This is a genomic window from Streptomyces malaysiense (genome assembly GCF_000980885.2).
GTDB classification, from domain to species: domain Bacteria; phylum Actinomycetota; class Actinomycetes; order Streptomycetales; family Streptomycetaceae; genus Streptomyces; species Streptomyces malaysiense.
Genome location: NZ_LBDA02000006.1, coordinates 287,875 through 309,410 on the forward strand (window position 1 = coordinate 287,875; position 21,536 = coordinate 309,410).

Consider the following 21,536-nt stretch of genomic DNA (forward strand, 5'->3'; position numbering starts at 1 on the left):
TCAAGTAGTAATCACTGTCTTTCCAGCCATCGTTGACGGCCTGTCGTACGGTGTCTTTTATCCCGTCCTCCGGCAGGTTTACGTGGTGCCTAGCCAGGGCGTCGTCTACCGACCACTGCGTCTGTTGGCTGACCGAATCCCGCATCTTGAACAGGTCTTGGCTCGAGTGGTACAGCGCCGCATCCTTGGCCCCCTCGAGTTGCTGACCCGTGATCAGACGGTCGACGCCGGCTCCGGCGACGGCTCCGATCCCGCCTCCGATCAGCCCCCCCCATTGTTGCTCCGCCGAGATGTTCGGGGACCTTGATAAAGGTCAGGCCGACATTGACCCAGGATTTCGCGAAATCACCCTTCGCTTGCAAAGCGTCGTTGTATTCGTTCTCGCTGCTGATGGCGCCGTTGACCTCTGCATTTGCGGCGGAATGACCGACGATTCCCTCGATGATCCCTGCATTCCTGCTGATGTCGGCAAGGGCTTGTGCTTGGTCCCCATGGAACAATGAAGGATTCGAGAGGTGCGCTTCAAGGAGATTGCCTGTGTAGATGCTTTCCCCGAAGATGATCCCGGCCCTGCCTGAGGGATCTGCGGATGTCGCCGAAAGGAACCGGGTTACATCCGGAAGCTCAAGCCCTTTAGGGGTTTCACTGTGTGTAATGAAAATGGCGCCGGAATCAGGGCCTGCGAATGTCTGGCTGATCTCCGGCATATAAGCAGCCGCCATGTCTCCGAAGCTGCTGCCCAGCCCATGGGCTACCAGGTCTGCACCTGCGTCGGGCTGGGCCACCGCATGCATGATGTTGGCCATGATCTTGACCTGGGCCGCACTGTGTGATGGGGCCATGGAGGTGGTGTCGCCAGCGGCGATTCCGGTTACGGCACTCTCCAGGGCGTCCCCGAGGGATTCTCCCCGATCCGTGTGCCTGGTGGTACCCAGTATGTGGTCCAGATCCGACTTGGACTCGAAGGCATGCGTCGCGGCCTCAGGATTGTGAGAGAGGGCGTCGAAGAGCCCCTTCAGTGGGTCACGGCCGGTGCCGTTGCCAAAGACCATGTCGACGCTGTCGTAGCCTTTCACCCACAGCGCATTGGTGTTGGAGTCGCCTGCGCCAATGTCCTGTTTGAACAGCTTGGTTCGGTAGTCGTCCAGGAACTCGGTGTCGAACTCGCCCTGATGCATGAGACTGCTGAGCACCTGGGAGCCGAGTGCACCCACGGGACTGAAGTGCTGGGGCCCGGAATGAGAATGGAAGCTCGTATTCGTTTCCTTGAGAAGATTTTTTTTCCATGCTTGCATTTCATCCGAATCAGAGAAAGACGCCGTGGCCAGGGTCAGGCTCAGATTCCTCTGCAACGTCTCCATCTGCTTGAGTTCCGAACCTCTCGCACCGGCATGGGCGTTCACCATGTCCGTCCAGAACTGGAGAGTCCCCTTGCCGCCGAGCCCTTCGGCGAGCCGCTCCGAGAACAGAGAGTCGTCGTGGTACTTCTCCAGATAGCGGTTGAACTCCGCAATGTCGGCGAGGGACATTTTATCCGGATGCTTGGCCATCTTCGCCAGCTTGTCGGCGGCCTTCACCGCGTCGGCCGCAGTGTCGCGGTCTTCGTAGTGGACGTCTGAGAAACCGTATTTGGTCTGGTCGACGAGGAGTCTGAGGACCGTGGCGGCGCTGTTGTCGCTTTCGGTCGCCTTGTGAAGGATCCGCTGGACCTCGTCCCGCAGGTCGTCCACGTCCTTCTGGCTGGGCTCGGGAACGTCGACGCCTTTGGCGGAGCGATCGGGGTGGACGTTCATGGTGACGGTGAACGTGCCGCCACCCGTGTCCATCACGGTGAGGTTCTTCTTGCGGCCACGCGCGATGGCCTCGTCGAGCTGCGTTCGATAGTCAATCAGCTCGTCCCGGGTATCGGAGAGGATCTTAGTGATCGAGTCGGCCTGGGTATGCGCGTCAGCGAACTCGTCGGCTGTCTTGTCCACGAACTCGCGAGTTACTGTGGCATTGACACCAGCCCAGTCCGCCGCGTCTGCCTTGGCCTTGAGGTTGTTCTCGGCATCGTTCTTGAGTTCTGCGAGCTTCTTTGTCATCCATTCCCAGTCGGTGATTGCGTCACCGAGCTTCGAGAAGTTGCCGAAGCGGAGCGCGTCGAGATCCACCGCTGTTAGTCACCCTTCCGGTGGTCGAAGCCCTCGTCCAGGACGGAGATGCTGCTGAGAGTGCCGGCGATGTACGTGTCGTCGGCGGCGTGCTGGTTCTTCGTGAAACGCAGGTGGTTGGAGATGTGCGCGCAGGCATCCAGTAGGGTCTGCACCTGATCCACCCAATGCTCGGCGACGTGATCGAGTGCCGCACCGAGAGCGAAGCCTTCACTCTCGAGCCCACCTGCGGCTTTCATGGAAGAAATACGCGCATGGTCGCTGTACAGCCCGAAGTTCTCGAACAGTTCGTGCGCTGCTTTACCCACTGCGGCGAGATCCGTTTGGCTGACCTTCAGATCTCCCCAGGCGCCTTTGCCGTTGCCCCCGCCACCCCCTTCGGGCACCAGATGGTTGAGTTGCATGTGTGCCGACTGCTTCTTCAGAGCCTCGGTCTTCAGCTGTTCCCACTCATCCCGCGCCATGCTGGCCCCTTCCCCGTTTACCGGACCCCGGCCGGGACCCTCTGGGGCTCCGGCCGGATGAGTCAATCAGGTAAGCAGACGAATCGGTCACGTTCATCGACTCGCGCTTTAAAACTGTTCCTCCACCAACCCCGTCTGCACCAGCATCTTCCCCCGCCTGCGCGACACGAAGACCCCCCGGCCCGTCGGCATCGGACGCGCCCGGACGCCGCCGAGGATGTCGCCCTCGCTCGGGTCGCCGGCCAGTACCACGCCCTGCGCGCCCAGTTCCATCATCCGCTGCATGAACGCCTCGAACGACGCCCGGCCCGCGCCCGCCGTCGAGCACGCGATGATGAAGCGCACGCCGACGTCGCGGGCGAACGGCAGCAGGTCGGTGAGGCCGCTCAGCGGGTTCCCGCTGGAGGTCGACACCAGGTCGTAGTCGTCCACCACCACGTACACCGTCGGGCCCCGCCACCAGCTGCGCTCCCGCAGCTGCTGGGCCGTCACATCGGCCGTGGGCGTACGCCGCTTCATCAGGTCGGCGAGGGCCACCATGTGGTGGTCCATGGAGTTCGACATCGGGATGTACTCGGCCAGATGCGAGGCCGGGGTGACGTCCAGCAGCGAGCGCCGGTTGTCCACCACGAAGAACTTCGCCTCGTCGCCCGAGTAGCGCCGCGTCAGCTGCGTGATGAGCAGCCGCAGCAGGTTCGACTTGCCCGACTCGCTCTCGCCGAAGACCATGAAGAACGGGTCCGTCTCGAAGTCGACGAACACCGGCTCCAGGTCGTTCTCGTCGATGCCGAAGGCGATCCCCTGCCGGGGGAACCGGTCGCCCGCGGGCAGCTGCGCCACGGGGAGCTCCCGGGGCAGCATCCGCACCTGCGGCGCCCCCGGTGCCTGCCAGTGCCGGGAGACCTCGGCCGCCAGCGCCGCCGTCGCGTCCGCCAGGTCCGTGTCGGAGGTCAGGCCGTCGATGCGCGGCACCGCCGCCATGAAGTGCAGCTTCTGCGGCGACACACCGCGACCGGGCACACCCGCCGGCACGTTCGCCGCCACCTTGCGGTCGATCTCGGAGTCCATGGTGTCGCCGAGCCGCAGTTCGAGCCGGTTCATCAGGTGGTCCTTGAGGTTCGCGCGGACCTCCATCGAGCGCGACGCCGTCAGGACCAGGTGGATGCCGTAACCGAGGCCGCGGGAGGCGATCTCCAGGACGGCCGGCTCCAGACTGTCGTAGTCCGTGCGGAAGTTGCCCCAGCCGTCGATGATCAGGAAGACGTCGCCCCAGGGCTGGTCGGTGACCGAGATCTCGCTGCGCTCGCGCCGGGTGCGGAAGTCCTGGATCGAGGCGATGCCCGACGTCCGGAAGTACTCCTCACGACGCCGAAGCACCCCGTAGACCTCGGACACCGTACGCCGCACCCGCTCCGGGTCCAGCCGCGAGGCGATCCCGCCCACGTGCGGCAGACCGGAGACCGCCGCCATACCGCCGCCACCGAAGTCGAGGCCGTAGATCTGCACCTCGTGGGGCGTGTGCGTCAGCGCGAAGGAGCAGATCAGCGATCGCAGCAGCGTGGACTTGCCGGACTGCGGGCCGCCCAGCAGCTGCAGATGGCCCGCCGCACCCGAGAAGTCGAGCCACAGCGGCTCACGACGCTGCTCGTACGGCTTGTCGACCAGACCCACCGGGACGACGAGGCGTCCGGCACCCTCGTAACCGGGCTGCGTGAGCCCGCGCCCCTCGACGGCCGTGAGCCGGGGCAGCAGCCCGTCCAGCGAGGGCGGGCTGTCCAGCGGCGGCAGCCACACCCGGTGCGCCGCCGGACCCTGCGCCTCCAGCCGGCGCACGATCACGTCGAGCACCGTGTCCGCGAGGGCGTCGTCGACCTGGGACGCCGACTCGGTGCGCTGCTTCGGTACCGGCGCGTAGTGCACCGGCACCTCCGCGGCCGTGAACAGCACCGGGCGCCGGTCCACGGGCAGCGGCCCCCCGCCCGCGGCGTCCTGCCTGCCGCCGGAGCGGTACACCCCGGACACGTACGCCGCCTTGAAGCGCACCATCTCGTCGGTGCCGAACTTCAGGAATCCGGAACCGGGCACGTTCGGCAGCTCGTAGGCGTCCGGGACGCCGAGCGCCGCGCGGGACTCGGCCGCGGAGAAGGTGCGCAGACCGATCCGGTACGACAGATACGTCTCCAGGCCGCGCAGCCGGCCCTCCTCCAGGCGCTGCGAGGCCAGCAGCAGGTGCACGCCCAGCGAACGGCCGATGCGGCCGATCTGCACGAACATCTCGATGAAGTCCGGCTTGGCGGTGAGCAGTTCGGAGAACTCGTCGATCACCAGCACGAGCGAGGGGATCGGCTGGAGCGGGGCGCCGGCCGCGCGTGCCTTCTCGTAGTCGTGGATGTTGGCGTAGTTGCCCGCGTCGCGCAGCATCTCCTGGCGTCGGTTCAGCTCGCCGCGGATCGAGTCGCCCATGCGGTCGACCAGGGTGAGGTCGTCGGCCAGGTTGGTGATGACCGCCGCCACGTGCGGCATCTGCGCCATGCCGGCGAAGGTCGCACCGCCCTTGAAGTCGGCGAGGACGAAGTTCAGGGTCTCCGAGGAGTGGGTGACCGCGAGGCCGAGCACCAGGGTGCGCAGCAGCTCCGACTTGCCGGAACCGGTCGCTCCCACGCACAGGCCGTGCGGGCCCATGCCCTCCTGGGCGGCCTCCTTGAGGTCCAGCATCACGGGCCGGCCGTCCGGGCCGACACCGATCGGCACCCGCAGCCGTTCGGCGAGCCCCCGGGGCCGCCAGGTGCGCTGCGGGTCGACGGACGCGGCGTCGCCGAGGTTCAGCAGCTCGGTGAACTCCAGGTTGGCGAGCAGGGGTTCGTCGTCGTCACCGCCGGAGGCCAGCCGCAGCGGGGCGAGCTGGCGGGCGAGGGCCTCGGCCGACTCGTACGACAGGGCGTCCGGCGTGCCCTCGTAGATCTCGCCGTTCGCTGACTCCAGGCGGAGAAGGGCGGGCTGGGCGACGACCGCGAGGTCGCCGCGGACGGCGGTGAGCTCGCCGGGCACGACCTCGATCACCGTCACCCCCTGCAGCCCCTCCATGTTGGCCAGGACGGAGTCCTGCGGCAGGGACACCCCGTCGAGGACGACGACGACGTGGGGTTCGTCCAGGAGCGGCGCGCCACCCGGGTGGAACCGGGGGCGGCCGGCCAGACGGTCGGCCAGCAGGTCTTCCAGCTCGCGGGCGTCGGGGCCGATCAGCCGGCGCGTGCCCGCCCCGTCCACGGCGCCGGGCGCCTGGGCGTGCGGCAGCCACTTGGCCCATTCCCAGCGCGGGAGCGTCTCGCGGCCCGCCGCCACGGCGATGACCAGGTCCTCGGGGGAGTGCAGCGCGGCCAGCGAGCCGGTCAGGGCGCGGACGGTCGAGCGGGCGGACTCCGCGTCGCCGCTGACGCTGACGTGGTAAAAAGCGCGCAGGGACACGGCCATCGGCAGATCGTTCAGGGTGCCGTGGACGTCGAGGAAACGCTCCATGGCCCCGGCCGTCAGCGGCTCCAGCCGGCCGGCCGGGCCGGACTCGGGTGCGATCAGGGGCGTGGCCAGCTCCTGCGAGCCGAGCCCGATGCGCACCTGCGCGAAGTCCTCGTCGCCCGGCCTGCGCTCCCACACCCGGCTGCCCTCGGCGACCAGCGCCCACAACTGCTCGGGCGAGGGGTGCAGGTAGTACTGCGCGTCGCGCTGTGCCTTCGCGGTGTCCACGGCAGCGCCGCGGGTCTGCGACAGATAGCGCATGTAGTCGCGCCGCACATCGGCGAGTTGGCCCTGCGAACCACGCCGGAAACGGATGACCATGGCGATGGACATACCGACCGTCGACGCGATCATCACCATGCCCATGATCTTCATGAACGGCTGCCCGTTCGTGAAGAAGAAGACCACCGAACCACCCATGCCGAGCGTCGGCAGCAACTGCATGAGGACGCTTTCCTGCGGCCCCCGCGGCAATTCCGGAGGAGGCTGGAGAACGACCTCCCCCGTGGGCACTTCGGACGGCAGCGCCCGCGGCGGGCGCTTCACGACGATGTGACTCACTGCTCCCCAATTCCTTTGCCGGGCCCCACGAATGAGGTCCGTCCCCCGTGAACGGACGGACGCAGGCCGCCGCGTGATCCTACTGACTCCATGAGTCACCGGTGCGGGGTAGGGTGCCGGGTGTTCGCTCGAGCACACGCGAACAAACCCCGTGAACCGGGGTATTCCGTGCGAGGCGTCGCCGCATACCACCCCCGGTGGAGCCGGCCGGCGCCCGCTGCGCCGATTCCCGGGAATTCCATCCGGTGACAGGCGCAGGATTTTCACATCACGGGCGCAGGACCATTACTGAGGGGGAGTACGAGGTGAGCACGACGACCACGGGAACAGCGGTGCCCGGCACGGGATCGGGGTCGGGGCTCGGTTTCTGCCGGGTCACGATCGTCGCACCCGACAGCCGGATCGACGTGGCGCTGCCCGACGACATCCCGGTCGCCGACATCTACCCGGAGGTCCTCCGGCTCTCCCGGCAGGACCCCGCCGAGGGCGCGCCGGTCGGCTACCACCTCGTGCGCCGGGACGGCGCTGTCCTCGACAGCGCGCGCTCCTTCTCCGCGCAGCGGATCCTCGACGGTGAACTGCTCACCCTGCGGCCCTTCTCCGAGTCGCTGCCGCCGGCCGTCTTCGACGACGTGTCCGAGGCGGTCGCCTCCTCGGTCACCCGGCACCGCACCTTGTGGAGCGACGACCTCACCCGCGCCGCGGGCCTCGTCGGCGCGGGCGTCCTGGCCGCCCTGCTCGCCTTCGTCACCTGGCAGGCCGACCCCCGGCACGACATGCACAGCCTGCCCGGCGTCCTCGCCGGCGTCGCCGGATCGCTCCTGGTCGTCTTCGCCGCCGTCCGCGGCCGGGTCTACGACGACCGGGGCGCGGCCATCGCCCTGGGCCTCGGCGCCCTGCCCAACGCCGGCGTGGCCGGCTCCGGCCTCCTCGCCCTCGCGCACGGCCAGGGCATCGGCAAGCTCCAGTTCCTGCTCGCCTGCGCCGCCGTCCTGATCGCCTCGGTCGTCCTGACCCTGTGCACGCCCGGCGGGGACGCCCCCTTCGTCGCCTTCGTCCTGGCCTCCGGGCTCGGTCTGATCACCGTGTTCACGGCGATCCTCGTGCACTGGACGCCCACGGACGTCGCCGCCCTGTGCGCGCCCCTCGCGGTCGGCGGTCTGGCCTTCCTGCCGGGCCTGTCCATGCGCTTCGCCCGGCTGCCCATCGGCTTCGAACCGCCGAACTCCGCCCAGAGCAGCGCCTACGGCACGGAGACCGTCGTACAGGAGCCGGTCGACATGAAGCGGATCGAGGCCCAGGCCCGGCGCGGCCACGAGATCCTCGTCGGGCTCGTCGGCGGCTGCGCGCTGACCGCCCTCGCCTCCTGCGCGGTGCTCGGCTTCTCCGACGACATCTGGGCCCAGCTGCTCGCCCTCGCCACGGCCGTGGCCCTGCTGATGCGCGCCCAGCTCTTCCGCTACACCGGACAGGTCGCCCCGCTCCTTGCGGCGGGCCTCGGCTCGCTCGTGCTGCTCGGCCTCGGGCTGGCGCTCGACCCGCCGCAGTCCGTCCTGCGCGCGGCGCTCACCGGCGACCGCTCCGGCCTCGACATCCGTGCCGTCTGGCTCGCCGCGGCGATCGCGGGCGGCGCGGCCCTCGTGGCGGCCCTCGGACTCATCGTCCCGCGCCGGGGCCTGAGCCCCTTCTGGGGCCGGCTCCTGGAGATCGTCGAGGGCTTCGTCCTGCTCACCCTGGTTCCCCTCGCGCTCGCCGTGTTCGACGTGTACTCGGCGGCCCGCGCGATGACCAGCAAGTGACCCGGGCCTCGCGCCGGCGGTCCGCCCGCCCCTGGCGAGGCGGCGAAGAGGAGGAACGTCCGACATGAGCTTCGGCCCGCCCCCGTCCGTGTACACACAGTCCGCGCTGGCGGCCGACCGGTCCCGCGGCCGGCGCCGCCGACGCCTTCTGGGGGCGCTCGCCGCGGCCGTGGTGATCATGCTGTGCGTCGGCGGAGGCCTGTTCTGGTACCACTCGGCCGACGACGGAAACGGCCGCACCGACGCCAAGCAGGCCCGGCAGTCCCCGGACGACGTCCGCGACAACCGCCTGGCGGTGGAGAAGGCACCCGTCTCCCCGGAGGGCCAGACCGTCGTCGAACACGAGGAGAAGATCGCCAAGGGGGACACCCGGTACTCGCCGGGTGTCTGGGCCACGGGCAAGATCGTCGCGCGGGCCGTCGCCAACCGGATCACGGGCTACGAGATCGGCGACTCGCTGGACCCCGACAACACGGCCTGGACCCTGCGTCTCGACGGCTCCGTCTGCGCCGTCAGCCGTGATGTCACCGTCGACGGCCGGACCGCGGTCGTCGTCCAGCCGGCGCACGGCATCTGCGACCAGGTGCTCATGTTCGACGTCGCCACCGGCAAGCAGCTGTGGAAGCGGAAGATCCCGGCTGCCGATTTCGCCTATGTCACCAACACCGACATCGCACTGACCCGCGGTGTCGTGGCCATCGCCTGGGGCCAGGGCTCGGCGGCGTACGACATGGACAGCGGCAGGCGGCTGTGGAACACCACCCTCGCCACCTCCCAGTGCCACGACACGGGCTACGCCGGGGGCCCCGCGCTACTGGCCCTGGTCATCTGCAAGCAGGCCGACGAGAAGACCTACCGGGTGGAGAAACTCGAACCGCGCACGGGCAGGGTCCTGTGGCGGTACCCGGTCGGCAAAGGCGTCCAGGACGTCTACCTGCCGTCCTCCGACCCGCCCGTGATCGCCGTGGCGGCCGGGGACACCACCCCCACGGACCTGATCACCCTGGACCCCGGGAACGGCGGGCTCCGGGCCACCGTCTCGCTGAAGAAGTACGAGCCCTACTGCGACCCGGAGATCCTGGGCTACTTCGGTGTCGTCGACAAGTGCACCGGCATCGTGGTCGGCCGGGACCGGATCTTCCTCACCGGCAAGGACGCGAGCGACATCTCCAAGCCCGCGAACCACATCACGGCGTTCGACGTCAGGACGGGCAGGGCCGTCGCCACCTTCCAGGGCCGGCGATTCCAGTCGGTGCTTCCCGTCCGCATGAACGGTGACGACCTGATCCTCTACCGCGACTGTCTGGACGACGTGCAGTCCGCGGCCATGGTCGACTGGAACCCCCGCACCGGCAAGGAGACCCCGTACCTTCTCTTCCGTGTGCCGCAGGGCGACGTGGAACACGGCGGGAAGGTGGAGGACAACCCCGAGTTCTCCTTCATCCTGTACGCGGAGGGCCACGCGTTCTTCGTCCCTTACCAGCTGGAGTCCGACGACCCGCGCAAGGCAGGCTCCGTCATCTCGGTGTTCGGCGTCGGCACCGCCGGCCTCAAGCACTGACCCCGGCCTCAGGCACTGACCCCGGCCTCAGGCACTGGCCCCGGCCTCAGGCACTGACCCCGGCCCGGAAAGGACAGGCCCCCGCACGCGAAAGGGGCGGCACCCCCGGGCGCCGCCCTTTCCCCGACCGGTGCCGCGCCTACTGCACGTCCAGCCCGCCGTTGTGCGCCATGGGCTTGAGATCGAACTCCCCGTCCCGCGCGCCCAGCACGAACGCCCGCCACTCGGCCTCCGTGTAGCGCAGCACCGTGCCGGGGTCCAGGGAAGAGCGCATGGCCACGGCTCCCTCGGGGAGGTACGCGATCTCCACGCGCTCCTCGTGCTCCTCGGTGCCCGGGGCGCAGTGCCACTCGACGTCCGAGATGTCGAGCGCGTACAGCTCGTCGCGCTCGCGCTCCTTGCGTGCCTTGGTCTCGGCTTCCGTTTCCGCCATCTCGCGGCGACCCCTTCCCGACGTAACGTACGGTCCCGGTGACGTACGGTCCCGGCGCTCACCCTAGTGGCCGTACGCCGCCCCATCGAGTGGTTCGCCGACCGGGGCGAACGGGCCCGCGACCGCCTGGTACCCTGAGTGACGGCCGTTCGTGTACGCACCCCCGGAGCCCCGTGCCCTGGAGGCCGCGCGCAGCGGATCCCCGCCTTCCGAGTCAAGGAAGCTCCCCCGAGACGTAGACCGGGGGCACTCGGTGGCCTCAACAGACTATGAGGAGTACGCGTGTCGCTCGACGCCGCTACGAAGAAGCAGATCATCGGCGAGTTCGGTACCAAGGAGGGTGACACCGGCTCCCCCGAGGTCCAGGTCGCTCTGCTGTCCCGTCGGATCTCCGACCTGACCGAGCACCTCAAGGCCCACAAGCACGACCACCACAGCCGTCGTGGCCTGCTGATCCTGGTCGGTCAGCGCCGTCGCCTGCTGCAGTACCTGGCGAAGAAGGACATCCAGCGCTTCCGTGCGCTGGTCGACCGCCTCGGCATCCGCCGCGGTGCGGCCGGCGCCAAGTAAGGACGCCGTGAGGGGAGCGGTTCCCGGCAGGACTCGGGAGCCGCTCCCTTTGCTGTACGTGCGGAAACGTGCGCGGTGTCACTCACGCTTTGTAGTGTGGTAGCACAGCGCAGGAACGCAGAACGCAAGAACGCACCACACACATGAGGAGAAGCGCACCACGCCGCCGCCGGTCCTCGGTAGTGGCCCCCGGGGGGAAGCGAGCCCCGGGTGCTTCGATCGAAGACCGGCCCGCACCGCAGGCGCGCTTCTCCACCACCGTCCCCCTGCCACACGGGCAGGCCAGGGACAAAAGACGATAAGTAACGGAGAAAACGCTAGTGGAGAACGAGACCCACTACGCCGAGGCCGTCATCGACAATGGCGCCTTCGGTACCCGTACCATCCGCTTCGAGACGGGCCGCCTGGCCAAGCAGGCCGCCGGCTCCGCCGTGGCGTACCTGGACGACGACACCATGGTGCTGTCGGCCACCACCGCCTCCAAGAACCCCAAGGACCAGCTCGACTTCTTCCCCCTCACGGTGGACGTCGAGGAGCGGATGTACGCCGCCGGCAAGATCCCCGGCAGCTTCTTCCGCCGCGAGGGCCGGCCGAGCGAGGACGCGATCCTCACCTGCCGCCTGATCGACCGCCCGCTGCGCCCGTCCTTCAAGAAGGGCCTGCGCAACGAGATCCAGGTCGTCTGCACGGTCATGGCGCTCAACCCCGACCACCTGTACGACGTCGTCGCGATCAACGCCGCGTCCGCGTCCACCCAGCTGGCCGGTCTGCCCTTCTCCGGCCCGATCGGCGGCGTCCGCGTCGCGCTGATCCGCGGCCAGTGGGTCGCCTTCCCGACGCACACCGAGCTCGAGGACGCCGTCTTCGACATGGTGGTCGCGGGCCGCGTCCTGGAGGACGGCGACGTCGCGATCATGATGGTCGAGGCCGAGGCCACCGACAAGGCCATCAAGCTGGTCGAGGGCGGCACCGACGCGCCGACCGAGGAGATCGTCGCCGCCGGCCTCGACGCCGCGAAGCCGTTCATCAAGGTCCTGTGCCGCGCCCAGGCCGACCTCGCCGCCAAGGCCGCCAAGCCGACCGGCGAGTTCCCGATCTTCCTGGACTACCAGGACGACGTGCTGGAGGCCCTGACCGCCGCGGTCAAGCCCGAGCTCGCCCAGGCGCTCACCATCGCCGGCAAGCAGGAGCGCGAGGCCGAGCTGGACCGCGTCAAGGCTCTGGCCGCCGAGAAGCTCCTCCCGGAGTTCGAGGGCCGCGAGAAGGAGATCTCCGCCGCGTACCGCTCGCTGACCAAGGCCCTGGTCCGTGAGCGCGTCATCAAGGAGAAGAAGCGCATCGACGGCCGCGGCGTGACGGACATCCGTACGCTCGCCGCCGAGGTCGAGGCCATCCCGCGGGTGCACGGCTCCGCGCTGTTCGAGCGTGGCGAGACCCAGATCCTGGGCGTCACCACCCTCAACATGCTCCGCATGGAACAGCAGCTGGACACCCTCTCCCCGGTGACCCGCAAGCGCTACATGCACAACTACAACTTCCCGCCGTACTCCACCGGTGAGACCGGCCGCGTCGGCTCCCCGAAGCGCCGCGAGATCGGCCACGGCGCCCTCGCCGAGCGCGCCCTCGTGCCGGTGCTGCCGACGCGCGAGGAGTTCCCCTACGCGATCCGCCAGGTGTCCGAGGCCCTCGGCTCCAACGGTTCGACGTCCATGGGCTCGGTCTGCGCCTCCACCATGTCGCTGCTGAACGCCGGTGTGCCGCTCAAGGCCCCCGTCGCCGGTATCGCCATGGGCCTGATCTCCCAGGAGATCGACGGCGAGACGCACTACGTCACCCTCACCGACATCCTCGGTGCGGAGGACGCCTTCGGCGACATGGACTTCAAGGTCGCCGGCACCAAGGAGTTCGTGACCGCTCTCCAGCTCGACACCAAGCTGGACGGCATCCCGGCCTCCGTCCTGGCCGCGGCCCTCAAGCAGGCCCGCGACGCCCGTCTCCACATCCTCGACGTGATGATGGAGGCCATCGACCGGCCCGACGAGATGAGCCCGCACGCCCCGCGGATCATCACCGTCAAGATCCCCGTCGACAAGATCGGTGAGGTCATCGGCCCCAAGGGCAAGATGATCAACCAGATCCAGGAGGACACGGGCGCCGAGATCACCATCGAGGACGACGGCACCATCTACATCGGTGCCGCCGACGGTCCCTCGGCGGAGGCCGCCCGCGCCACGATCAACGGCATCGCCAACCCGACGATGCCCGAGGTCGGCGAGCGCTACCTGGGTACGGTCGTCAAGACCACCACCTTCGGTGCGTTCGTCTCCCTGCTGCCCGGCAAGGACGGTCTGCTGCACATCTCGCAGATCCGCAAGCTGGCCGGCGGCAAGCGCGTGGAGAACGTCGAGGACGTCCTCGGTGTGGGCCAGAAGGTCCAGGTCGAGATCGCCGAGATCGACTCGCGCGGCAAGCTCTCCCTCATCCCGGTGATCGAGGGCGAGGACGGCGACGAGGCGAAGGACGACGCCGAGAAGTGACGTCCCGTGGCTCGAAGGTGACGGCCCGCCCCTCCTCGGAGGCGCGGGCCGTCGCCCGTACCCAAACGCTCATCAAGGGCACCGGCGGCATCGGTACCGTCCGCAAGACCACCCTTCCCGGGGGCCTGCGCGTCGTCACCGAGACCCTGCCCTCCGTCCGCTCCGCGACCTTCGGCATCTGGGCGCACGTCGGCTCCCGTGACGAGACCCCGTCCCTGAACGGCGCCACGCACTACCTGGAGCATCTGCTCTTCAAGGGCACCGGGCGCCGCTCCGCGCTGGACATCTCCGCCGCGATCGACGCCGTCGGCGGCGAGATGAACGCGTTCACGGCCAAGGAGTACACGTGCTACTACGCACGCGTGCTCGACACCGACCTGCCGCTGGCCATCGACGTCGTCTGCGACATGCTGACCGGCTCGCTCATCGTCGAGGAGGACGTCGACGTCGAACGCGGCGCGATCCTCGAAGAGATCGCGATGACCGAGGACGATCCCGGCGACTGCGTGCACGACCTGTTCGCGCACACCATGTTCGGCGACAACGCCCTCGGCCGCCCCGTCCTCGGCACCGTCGACACCGTCAACGCCCTGACCGCCGACCGCATCCGCCGCTTCTACAAGAAGCACTACGACCCGACCCACCTCGTGGTCGCCTGCGCCGGCAACGTCGACCACAACAAGGTCGTACGACAGGTCCGCGCGGCCTTCGAGAAGGCGGGCGCCCTGAAGGACCCGGCCGCACAGCCCATCGCGCCGCGCGCCGGCAGCCGTACGATCCGCACCTTCGGCAAGGTCGAACTGCTCGGCCGCAAGACCGAGCAGGCCCACGTCGTCCTCGGCATGCCGGGCCTCGCCCGCACCGACGAGCGGCGCTGGGCCATGGGCGTACTCAACACCGCCCTCGGCGGCGGCATGTCCTCGCGGCTCTTCCAGGAGGTCCGCGAGAAGCGCGGCCTGGCCTACAGCGTGTACTCGTACACCTCCGGCTTCGCCGACTGCGGTCTGTTCGGCGTCTACGCCGGCTGCCGTCCCAGCCAGGTGCACGACGTGCTGCGGATCTGCCGCGACGAACTCGACCAGGTGGCCGCCGACGGGCTGACCGACGACGAGATCGCCCGCGCCATCGGCCAGTTGCGCGGCTCCACCGTGCTCGGCCTGGAGGACACCGGCGCGCTGATGAACCGCATCGGCAAGAGCGAGCTGTGCTGGGGCGAGCAGATGTCCGTGGACGACATGCTGGCGAAGATAGCCGCGGTCACCCCGGACGAGGTCCGCTCGGTCGCCCGCGACATCCTGGGCAGGCGCCCGTCGCTGTCGGTCATCGGCCCGCTGAAGGACAAACAGGCCGCGCGACTGCACGACGCCGTCGCCTGACCCCCGCACCGCCGTCACCGGACGGCACGTCGACACGTCGGTAAGCCGACGAGGATCGGTAAGGAAGCGAAGATGAGCAAGCTGCGCGTGGCGGTCCTCGGGGCCAAGGGCCGGATCGGGTCCGAGGCCGTCAAGGCGGTCGAGGCCGCCGAGGACATGGAACTGGTGGCCGCCCTCGGCCGCGGCGACAAGCTGGAGACGCTGGCGGAGACCGGCGCCCAGGTCGTCGTCGAACTGACCACCCCCGCCTCGGTCATGGGCAACCTCGACTTCTGCGTGCGCCACGGCATCCACGCGGTCGTCGGGACGACCGGCTGGACCGAGGACCGCCTCGCGCAGCTGAGGAGCCGGCTCGACCAGTCCCCGGGGACCGGCGTGCTCATCGCCCCGAACTTCTCCATCGGGGCCGTGCTGACCATGAGGTTCGCGCAGCTGGCCGCGCCGTACTTCGAATCGGTCGAGGTGGTCGAGCTGCACCACCCCGACAAGGTCGACGCGCCGTCCGGTACGGCCACGCGCACGGCGCAGCTCATCGCCGAGGCCCGCCGCGCGGCCGGCACCGCGCCGGCCCCGGACGCCACGGTCACCGCGCTCGACGGTGCCCGCGGCGCCGACGTGGACGGCGTCCCCGTGCACGCCGTGCGGCTGCGCGGCCTCCTGGCCCACCAGGAGGTGCTGCTCGGCGCCGAGGGCGAGACCCTCACCATCCGCCACGACTCCCTGCACCACAGCAGCTTCATGCCGGGCATCCTGCTCGGCGCGCGCCGCGTGGTCACCACCCCCGGGCTGACCTTCGGCCTCGAACACTTCCTCGACCTGAGCTGAGAACAGTCCCTGCCATGCGCGCGAAGATCAATTACCTCGTCACGGCCGCCGTCCTGGTCTTCTACTTCGTCCTGGTCGGCAGCCGCGGCGTGCTGCTGATAGAGACCGGTACGGTCCTCACCGTGACCTTCGGGATCGCGGTGCTGATCCTGCCGGTCATCGGCCTGTGGTTCCTGTGGAAGAACACCCAGTTCGTCCGCCGGGCCAACCAGCTCGCCGCCGAACTCGACGCGGAGGGAGGCCTGCCCGTGGACGAGCTCAAGCGCACGGCGGGCGGCCGTATCGACCGCGACTCGGCCGACGAGGTCTTCGCCAGGCGGAAGGCCGAGACGGAGTCCTCCCCGAACGACTGGCGCTGCTGGTTCCGGCTGGCGGTCGCCTACCACGACGCCCGCGACACGCCTCGGGCGCGCAAAGCGATGCAACGGGCGATCGCCCTGCACGCGGGCCGTACTCCGATGGAGGCGTGACGGTCCCTGCCGTACGTCGCCGGCCGCGGGCACGCCCTGGCCGCTCGCGCGCTTCCCCGCGCTCCGGAAGCGGCGCTTCGCCCGCGCCGCGGGCGGTCATGCCGCCGGGTGCGGCACGGGTGGGCGCAGGGCGGCACCCCGCAGGCGCGGGCACGCGCCCCGGCCCCCGGCCGGCCACAGCACAGGGCGCCCGACCGGCACCGAGCCTCACGGGCGACGTTCCGCCGCCCACGCCTCCACCGTGTCCGCCGCCCGGTCGAACGCCGCCGGCCGGTTGAGGAAGTCCAGCGTGTGCGTCGTGAGCAGCGGCACCGAGTCCTGCGCCGGCCCCGCGGGGACGCGCACCAACGCCTGCCCCTGCACCGTCCTCGGCAGCCCCAGCCACCGCACCGGCTGCTGCACCGTCCGCACGGACCCCACTCGCGCCCAGGGCACCGTCCGCGTCATCAGCAACCTGACCTGCCGCACTCCCCGGGGACTCACCCACACGCCCATCCGCAGCAGCCGCAACGCCCCGGCGATCACCACCAGACCGAGGCCGAGCACGGCGACCGCGGACGACGACGAGCCGGTCAGGGCGATCAGCACCGCCGCGAACAGCACGAACGACGCCACCATCAGCACCAGCGCCGCCACCCCGACCCGCCAGGGACCGGGACGGTAGGGGCGCCGCCAGCGGTCCCGGTCGTCGTACGGCAGGGCGCTCTCGGAGGCCGCCTCGAAGGTACGGTCGGCCGTCAGGAAGGACAGGGGCACGGCGGTTCCTCACTCGGTCCTCGCGGGGGTTGTGCCCGGTGAGGCTATCCGCCCGCATGGCCGCTCACCAGCCCGGAGCCGCCGTAAGGGTCAGTGCCCCTGGGACGCCTGGGACTGCGGCACCGGCGGATCCGCGGGCGTGGACAGCGCCGGCATGCCGATGACCAGCGCGCCCACCAGCCCGGCCACGACGGTCAGACCCAGCAGCCAGCGCCCGGCTATCTCGCCGAAGGACCCCCGCGCGCGCGGCGGGGGAGCCACATTGCTGCGGAACGTGTCGCCTTCGGCGAGGAAGGCGAAGGGTACGGGCTCGCGGCGGCGGGACATCGCGGCTGCCACTCCTTTCCACGTTCGGGGCCGAACGTACGGGTCTCACCGGTACAGACGCTCGAGTGCGGCAAAAGGTGCCCATGTCCGAAAAAATCGTCGGCATGTCTTGGGGTGAGGTGCCGCTCCGGCCCCCGGCGGGTGCCCCGTAAGGTGGGCGCGAACCACCGAAGTGATGGGAAGGACCCCAACCCCCGTGACCACCCCCGAGTCGCTCACGTTCCGCAGCGATGTCACCGTCGAGCTGGTCAAGTCCAGCGCTTCGGACGCCGACGTCCTCTTCGCCGCCCGCGTCTCCACCGCCGGCGAGCAGTCCCTGGACGAGCTGAAGAAGGACCCCGAGCGCTCCAAGGGCCTGATCAACTACCTGATGCGCGACCGGCACGGCAGCCCGTTCGAGCACAACTCGATGACCTTCTTCATCAGCGCCCCGATCTTCGTCTTCCGCGAGTTCATGCGGCACCGGGTCGGCTGGTCGTACAACGAGGAGTCCGGCCGCTACCGCGAGCTGGAACCCGTCTTCTACGTCCCGGGCACCGACCGCAAGCTCGTGCAGCAGGGCCGCCCCGGCAAGTACGTCTTCGTCGAGGGCACCCCGGAGCAGCACTCCGCGGTCAAGGGCGCACTGGAGGAGTCGTACGAGCAGTCGTACGCGGCCTACCAGCGGCTGCTCGCCGAGGGGGTCGCCCGTGAGGTCGCCCGCTCGGTGCTCCCCGTCGGCCTGTACTCCTCGATGTACGCCACCTGCAACGCCCGCTCCCTGATGCACTTCCTCGGCCTGCGCACCCAGCACGAGCTGGCCAAGGTGCCGTCCTTCCCGCAGCGGGAGATCGAGATGGTGGGCGAGAAGATGGAGGCGGAGTGGGCGAAGCTCATGCCGCTGACGTACGCCGCGTACAACGCGAACGGCCGCGTCGCACCGTAGCGAGCCCTGCACGGAGAGCCCCCGCGAGACGCCGTTCCGTCGCGCGGAACGGATGTACGGGTCAGCCTCCTGAAGTGTCCGTATTGCGGCATTTAGAGAAGTTCATCTAGCCTGATCAAACGGACCCGGCACTGCTTGAACCCCCGAGCAGGCAGTGCCGGGTTCCACCTTTGTCCTGACTTGCCCGGCCCCCCAAGGGCAGACCGCGCATGCCGCACCGAGTAGCGTGTTACCCATGGCTCCGACCTCGACTCCGCAGACCCCCTTCGGGCGGGTCCTCACCGCCATGGTCACGCCCTTCACGGCGGACGGCGCACTCGACCTCGACGGCGCGCAGCGGCTCGCCGCCCACCTGGTGGACGCAGGCAACGACGGCCTGATCATCAACGGCACCACCGGCGAGTCCCCCACCACCAGCGACGCGGAGAAATCGGACCTCGTACGAGCCGTACTGGAAGCGGTCGGCGACCGCGCCCACGTCGTGGCCGGGGTCGGCACCAACGACACCCACCACAGCATCGAGCTGGCCCGTGAGGCCGAGCGCATCGGCGTCCACGGCCTCCTGGTCGTCACGCCGTACTACAACAAGCCCCCGCAGGAGGGCCTGTACCGGCACTTCACGGCCATCGCCGACGCGACCGGCCTGCCGAACATGCTCTACGACATCCCCGGCCGCAGCGGCGTCCCGATCAACACCGAGACGCTCGTCCGGCTCGCGGAACACCCCCGCATCGTCGCCAACAAGGACGCCAAGGGCGACCTCGGCCGCGCCAGCTGGGCCATCGCCCAGTCCGGCCTCGCCTGGTACTCCGGCGACGACATGCTGAACCTACCGCTGCTGTCCGTGGGCGCGGTCGGCTTCGTCTCGGTCGTCGGCCACCTGGTCACCCCGGACCTGCGCGCCCTGGTCGACGCCTACATCTCCGGTGACGTCGTCAAGGCCACCGAGATCCACCAGAAGCTGCTCCCGGTCTACACCGGCATGTTCCGTACCCAGGGCGTCATGACCACCAAGGCCGCGCTCGACCTGCTGGGACTGCCCGGCGGTCCGCTGCGCTCGCCCATGGTCGAGTGCTCGCCCGAGGAGATCGCCCAGCTCAAGATCGATCTTGCCGCCGGCGGGGTACAGCTCTAGCAACAGACTTCAGCACCACCCGGACCCCCGCGGTCCAGGAGTTCCCGGAAGTTTCCGGGGCTTCACAACTGAAGACACCACAACCGAATACGCGGGCCACCGGTCCCGCATTCCACAACGACAACTGCTTCGCACGAACGTCATGCGCGCCACGTGCCGTACCGGTACGTGGCGCGTGTGGTTGAGGAGAGTCTTTTGAGTCATCCGCATCCTGAACTCGGCCCGCCCCCGCCGCTGCCCGAGGGCGGCCTACGGGTCACCCCGCTCGGCGGTCTCGGCGAGATCGGCCGGAACATGACGGTCTTCGAGTACGGCGGCCGTCTGCTGATCGTCGACTGCGGAGTGCTCTTCCCCGAGGAGGAGCAGCCCGGAATCGACCTGATCCTGCCCGACTTCTCGTCCATCCGGGACCGCCTCGACGACATCGAGGGCATCGTCCTCACCCATGGTCACGAGGACCACATCGGCGGCGTCCCCTTCCTGCTCCGCGAGAAGCCGGACATCCCGCTGATCGGCTCCAAGCTGACCCTCGCGCTGATCGAGGCCAAGCTCCAGGAGCACCGCATCCGGCCGTACACGCTGGAGGTGGCCGAGGGGAACCGCGAGCGCATCGGCCCCTTCGACTGCGAGTTCGTCGCCGTCAACCACTCCATCCCGGACGCCCTGGCCGTCGCCATCCGCACCCCCGCGGGCATGGTGGTGCACACCGGCGACTTCAAGATGGACCAGCTGCCGCTGGACAACCGGCTCACCGACCTGCACGCGTTCGCACGGCTCAGCGAGGAGGGCATCGACCTCCTGCTGTCCGACTCCACGAACGCCGAGGTCCCCGGGTTCACCGCGCACGAGCGGGACATCTCCAGCGTGCTGCGCCAGGTCTTCGCCGGCGCCCGCAAGCGGATCATCGTGGCGAGCTTCGCCAGCCACGTGCACCGCATCCAGCAGATCCTGGACGCCGCGCACGAGTACGGCCGCCGGGTCGCCTTCGTCGGCCGCTCCATGGTCCGCAACATGGGGATCGCCCGCGACCTCGGCTACCTGAAGGTTCCGCCGGGCCTGGTGGTCGACGTCAAGACGCTGGACGACCTGCCGGACCACGAGGTGGTCCTGGTCTGCACGGGTTCCCAGGGCGAGCCGATGGCGGCGCTGTCCCGGATGGCAAACCGCGACCACCAGATCCGCATCGTCGACGGTGACACGGTCATCCTGGCCTCGTCGCTGATCCCCGGTAACGAGAACGCCGTCTACCGCGTGATCAACGGCCTGACCCGCTGGGGCGCCAACGTCGTCCACAAGGGCAACGCCAAGGTGCACGTCTCCGGCCACGCCTCCGCCGGCGAGCTGCTGTACTTCTACAACATCTGCCGGCCGAAGAACCTGATGCCGGTGCACGGCGAATGGCGCCATCTGCGGGCCAACGCCGAGCTGGGCGCGCTCACGGGCGTCCCGCACGACCGGATCGTCATCGCCGAGGACGGCGTGGTGGTGGACCTGGTCGAGGGCAAGGCCAAGATCTCCGGCAAGGTCCAGGCCGGTTACGTGTACGTCGACGGGCTCTCCGTCGGTGACGTGGGCGAGCCCGCGCTCAAGGACCGCAAGATCCTCGGCGACGAGGGCATCATCTCGGTCTTCGTGGTCGTGGACTCCTCCACCGGCAAGATCACCGGCGGCCCGCACATCCAGGCCCGCGGCTCGGGCATCGAGGACGCGGCCTTCACCGAGGTCGTCCCGAAGATCAACGAGGTCCTGGAGCGGTCCGCCCAGGACGGCGTCGTGGAGCCCCACCAGCTCCAGCAGCTGATCCGCCGCACGCTCGGCAAGTGGGTCTCGGACAACTACCGCCGCAGGCCGATGATCCTGCCTGTGGTCGTGGAGGTCTGACGACCCGTCGGCTCGGACCGGGAGCGGGGCGCCTCGATTTGCATCGGGGCGCCCCGCTCCAGTACGTTTACGACCTCGCCCGGTTGGGAACCCCAGTACTTCACGTGCTGGTCAAGGTGCCCGGGACCGGGAGGGAAATCCGGCTCAGAACTTCTGATAAAGTCGGAATCGCCGGAAAGGGAAACGCGAGAGCGAGAACCTGGAAAGCACCGAGGAAATCGGATCGGAAAGATCTGATAGAGTCGGAAAC

16 protein-coding genes are annotated in these 21,536 nt (G+C 69.2%); 10 read left to right on the forward strand and 6 right to left on the reverse strand.

What is annotated here, in order from left to right; translation table 11 throughout:
- Window positions 1-89: 89 nt before the first annotated feature.
- The 3 genes from VT52_RS38585 to eccCa form a co-directional block, all read right to left on the reverse strand.
- Window positions 90-2,153 (reverse strand): hypothetical protein, encoded by a 2,064-nt coding sequence (locus VT52_RS38585; RefSeq protein ID WP_053055401.1) that lies wholly within the window; start codon window positions 2,151-2,153, stop codon window positions 90-92.
- Window positions 2,154-2,158: 5 nt separating this feature from the next.
- Window positions 2,159-2,617 carry a hypothetical protein gene (locus VT52_RS03610; RefSeq protein ID WP_046416815.1) on the reverse strand — a complete coding sequence of 153 codons (459 nt, stop codon included), beginning with the start codon at window positions 2,615-2,617 and terminating at the stop codon, window positions 2,159-2,161.
- A 108-nt stretch (window positions 2,618-2,725) separates the two neighbouring features.
- Window positions 2,726-6,691, reverse strand: coding sequence for a type VII secretion protein EccCa (gene eccCa, locus VT52_RS03615; RefSeq protein ID WP_079174813.1), 3,966 nt, complete (start codon window positions 6,689-6,691; stop codon window positions 2,726-2,728).
- Window positions 6,692-6,996: 305 nt separating this feature from the next.
- Here eccCa and eccD point away from each other — a divergent pair, with 305 nt between their 5' ends.
- Entirely contained in the window at window positions 6,997-8,490 is a 1,494-nt protein-coding gene (eccD, locus tag VT52_RS03620; RefSeq protein ID WP_046416813.1) for a type VII secretion integral membrane protein EccD, read from the forward strand.
- A gap of 64 nt (window positions 8,491-8,554) precedes the next feature.
- On the forward strand, window positions 8,555-10,051 hold the full coding sequence (locus VT52_RS03625) for an outer membrane protein assembly factor BamB family protein (protein WP_046416812.1): 1,497 nt from the start codon (window positions 8,555-8,557) through the stop codon (window positions 10,049-10,051).
- A 139-nt stretch (window positions 10,052-10,190) separates the two neighbouring features.
- Here the strand turns inward: VT52_RS03625 and VT52_RS03630 are convergent, their stop codons facing one another.
- Complete coding sequence (locus VT52_RS03630; protein WP_046416810.1) at window positions 10,191-10,484, reverse strand: DUF397 domain-containing protein; 294 nt, start codon at window positions 10,482-10,484, stop codon at window positions 10,191-10,193.
- 282 nt (window positions 10,485-10,766) lie between these two features.
- Here VT52_RS03630 and rpsO point away from each other — a divergent pair, with 282 nt between their 5' ends.
- From rpsO to VT52_RS03655, 5 genes are all read left to right on the forward strand, one after another.
- Window positions 10,767-11,054: a 30S ribosomal protein S15 gene (rpsO, locus tag VT52_RS03635; RefSeq protein WP_046416809.1), complete on the forward strand. Its 288-nt coding sequence runs from the start codon at window positions 10,767-10,769 to the stop codon at window positions 11,052-11,054.
- A gap of 320 nt (window positions 11,055-11,374) precedes the next feature.
- Window positions 11,375-13,591, forward strand: coding sequence for a polyribonucleotide nucleotidyltransferase (locus VT52_RS03640; RefSeq protein WP_046416807.1), 2,217 nt, complete (start codon window positions 11,375-11,377; stop codon window positions 13,589-13,591).
- Window positions 13,588-14,967, forward strand: a complete 1,380-nt coding sequence (locus VT52_RS03645) for a M16 family metallopeptidase (RefSeq protein WP_046416805.1) — start codon at window positions 13,588-13,590, stop codon at window positions 14,965-14,967. The genes VT52_RS03640 and VT52_RS03645 overlap by 4 nt, the downstream gene beginning before the upstream one ends.
- Window positions 14,968-15,039: 72 nt before the next feature.
- Window positions 15,040-15,792, forward strand: coding sequence for a 4-hydroxy-tetrahydrodipicolinate reductase (gene dapB, locus VT52_RS03650; RefSeq protein WP_046416804.1), 753 nt, complete (start codon window positions 15,040-15,042; stop codon window positions 15,790-15,792).
- A gap of 14 nt (window positions 15,793-15,806) precedes the next feature.
- Window positions 15,807-16,262: a tetratricopeptide repeat protein gene (locus VT52_RS03655; RefSeq protein ID WP_046416803.1), complete on the forward strand. Its 456-nt coding sequence runs from the start codon at window positions 15,807-15,809 to the stop codon at window positions 16,260-16,262.
- 207 nt (window positions 16,263-16,469) lie between these two features.
- Here the strand turns inward: VT52_RS03655 and VT52_RS03660 are convergent, their stop codons facing one another.
- Entirely contained in the window at window positions 16,470-17,018 is a 549-nt protein-coding gene (locus VT52_RS03660) for a phage holin family protein (protein WP_046416801.1), read from the reverse strand.
- 90 nt (window positions 17,019-17,108) lie between these two features.
- On the reverse strand, window positions 17,109-17,345 hold the full coding sequence (locus VT52_RS03665; protein ID WP_046416800.1) for a hypothetical protein: 237 nt from the start codon (window positions 17,343-17,345) through the stop codon (window positions 17,109-17,111).
- A gap of 175 nt (window positions 17,346-17,520) precedes the next feature.
- Here VT52_RS03665 and thyX point away from each other — a divergent pair, with 175 nt between their 5' ends.
- From thyX to VT52_RS03680, 3 genes are all read left to right on the forward strand, one after another.
- Window positions 17,521-18,270, forward strand: coding sequence for an FAD-dependent thymidylate synthase (gene thyX / locus VT52_RS03670; RefSeq protein ID WP_046416798.1), 750 nt, complete (start codon window positions 17,521-17,523; stop codon window positions 18,268-18,270).
- A gap of 235 nt (window positions 18,271-18,505) precedes the next feature.
- Window positions 18,506-19,405: a 4-hydroxy-tetrahydrodipicolinate synthase gene (gene dapA, locus VT52_RS03675; RefSeq protein ID WP_046416796.1), complete on the forward strand. Its 900-nt coding sequence runs from the start codon at window positions 18,506-18,508 to the stop codon at window positions 19,403-19,405.
- A gap of 195 nt (window positions 19,406-19,600) precedes the next feature.
- Window positions 19,601-21,286, forward strand: coding sequence for a ribonuclease J (locus VT52_RS03680; protein WP_046416795.1), 1,686 nt, complete (start codon window positions 19,601-19,603; stop codon window positions 21,284-21,286).
- The last annotated feature ends 250 nt before the right edge of the window (window positions 21,287-21,536 follow it).

Excerpts from the sequence above, each read along its gene's own strand:
- VT52_RS03625 (WP_046416812.1), top strand. The coding sequence starts at position 8,555 with ATGAGCTTCGGCCCGCCCCCGTCCGTGTACACACAGTCCGCGCTGGCG.
- VT52_RS03630 (WP_046416810.1), bottom strand. The coding sequence starts at position 10,484 with ATGGCGGAAACGGAAGCCGAGACCAAGGCACGCAAGGAGCGCGAGCGC.
- VT52_RS03655 (WP_046416803.1), top strand. The coding sequence starts at position 15,807 with ATGCGCGCGAAGATCAATTACCTCGTCACGGCCGCCGTCCTGGTCTTC.
- VT52_RS03665 (WP_046416800.1), bottom strand. The coding sequence starts at position 17,345 with ATGTCCCGCCGCCGCGAGCCCGTACCCTTCGCCTTCCTCGCCGAAGGC.
- VT52_RS03610 (WP_046416815.1), bottom strand. The coding sequence starts at position 2,617 with ATGGCGCGGGATGAGTGGGAACAGCTGAAGACCGAGGCTCTGAAGAAG.
- thyX (WP_046416798.1), top strand. The coding sequence starts at position 17,521 with ATGGGAAGGACCCCAACCCCCGTGACCACCCCCGAGTCGCTCACGTTC.
- dapA (WP_046416796.1), top strand. The coding sequence starts at position 18,506 with ATGGCTCCGACCTCGACTCCGCAGACCCCCTTCGGGCGGGTCCTCACC.
- dapB (WP_046416804.1), top strand. The coding sequence starts at position 15,040 with ATGAGCAAGCTGCGCGTGGCGGTCCTCGGGGCCAAGGGCCGGATCGGG.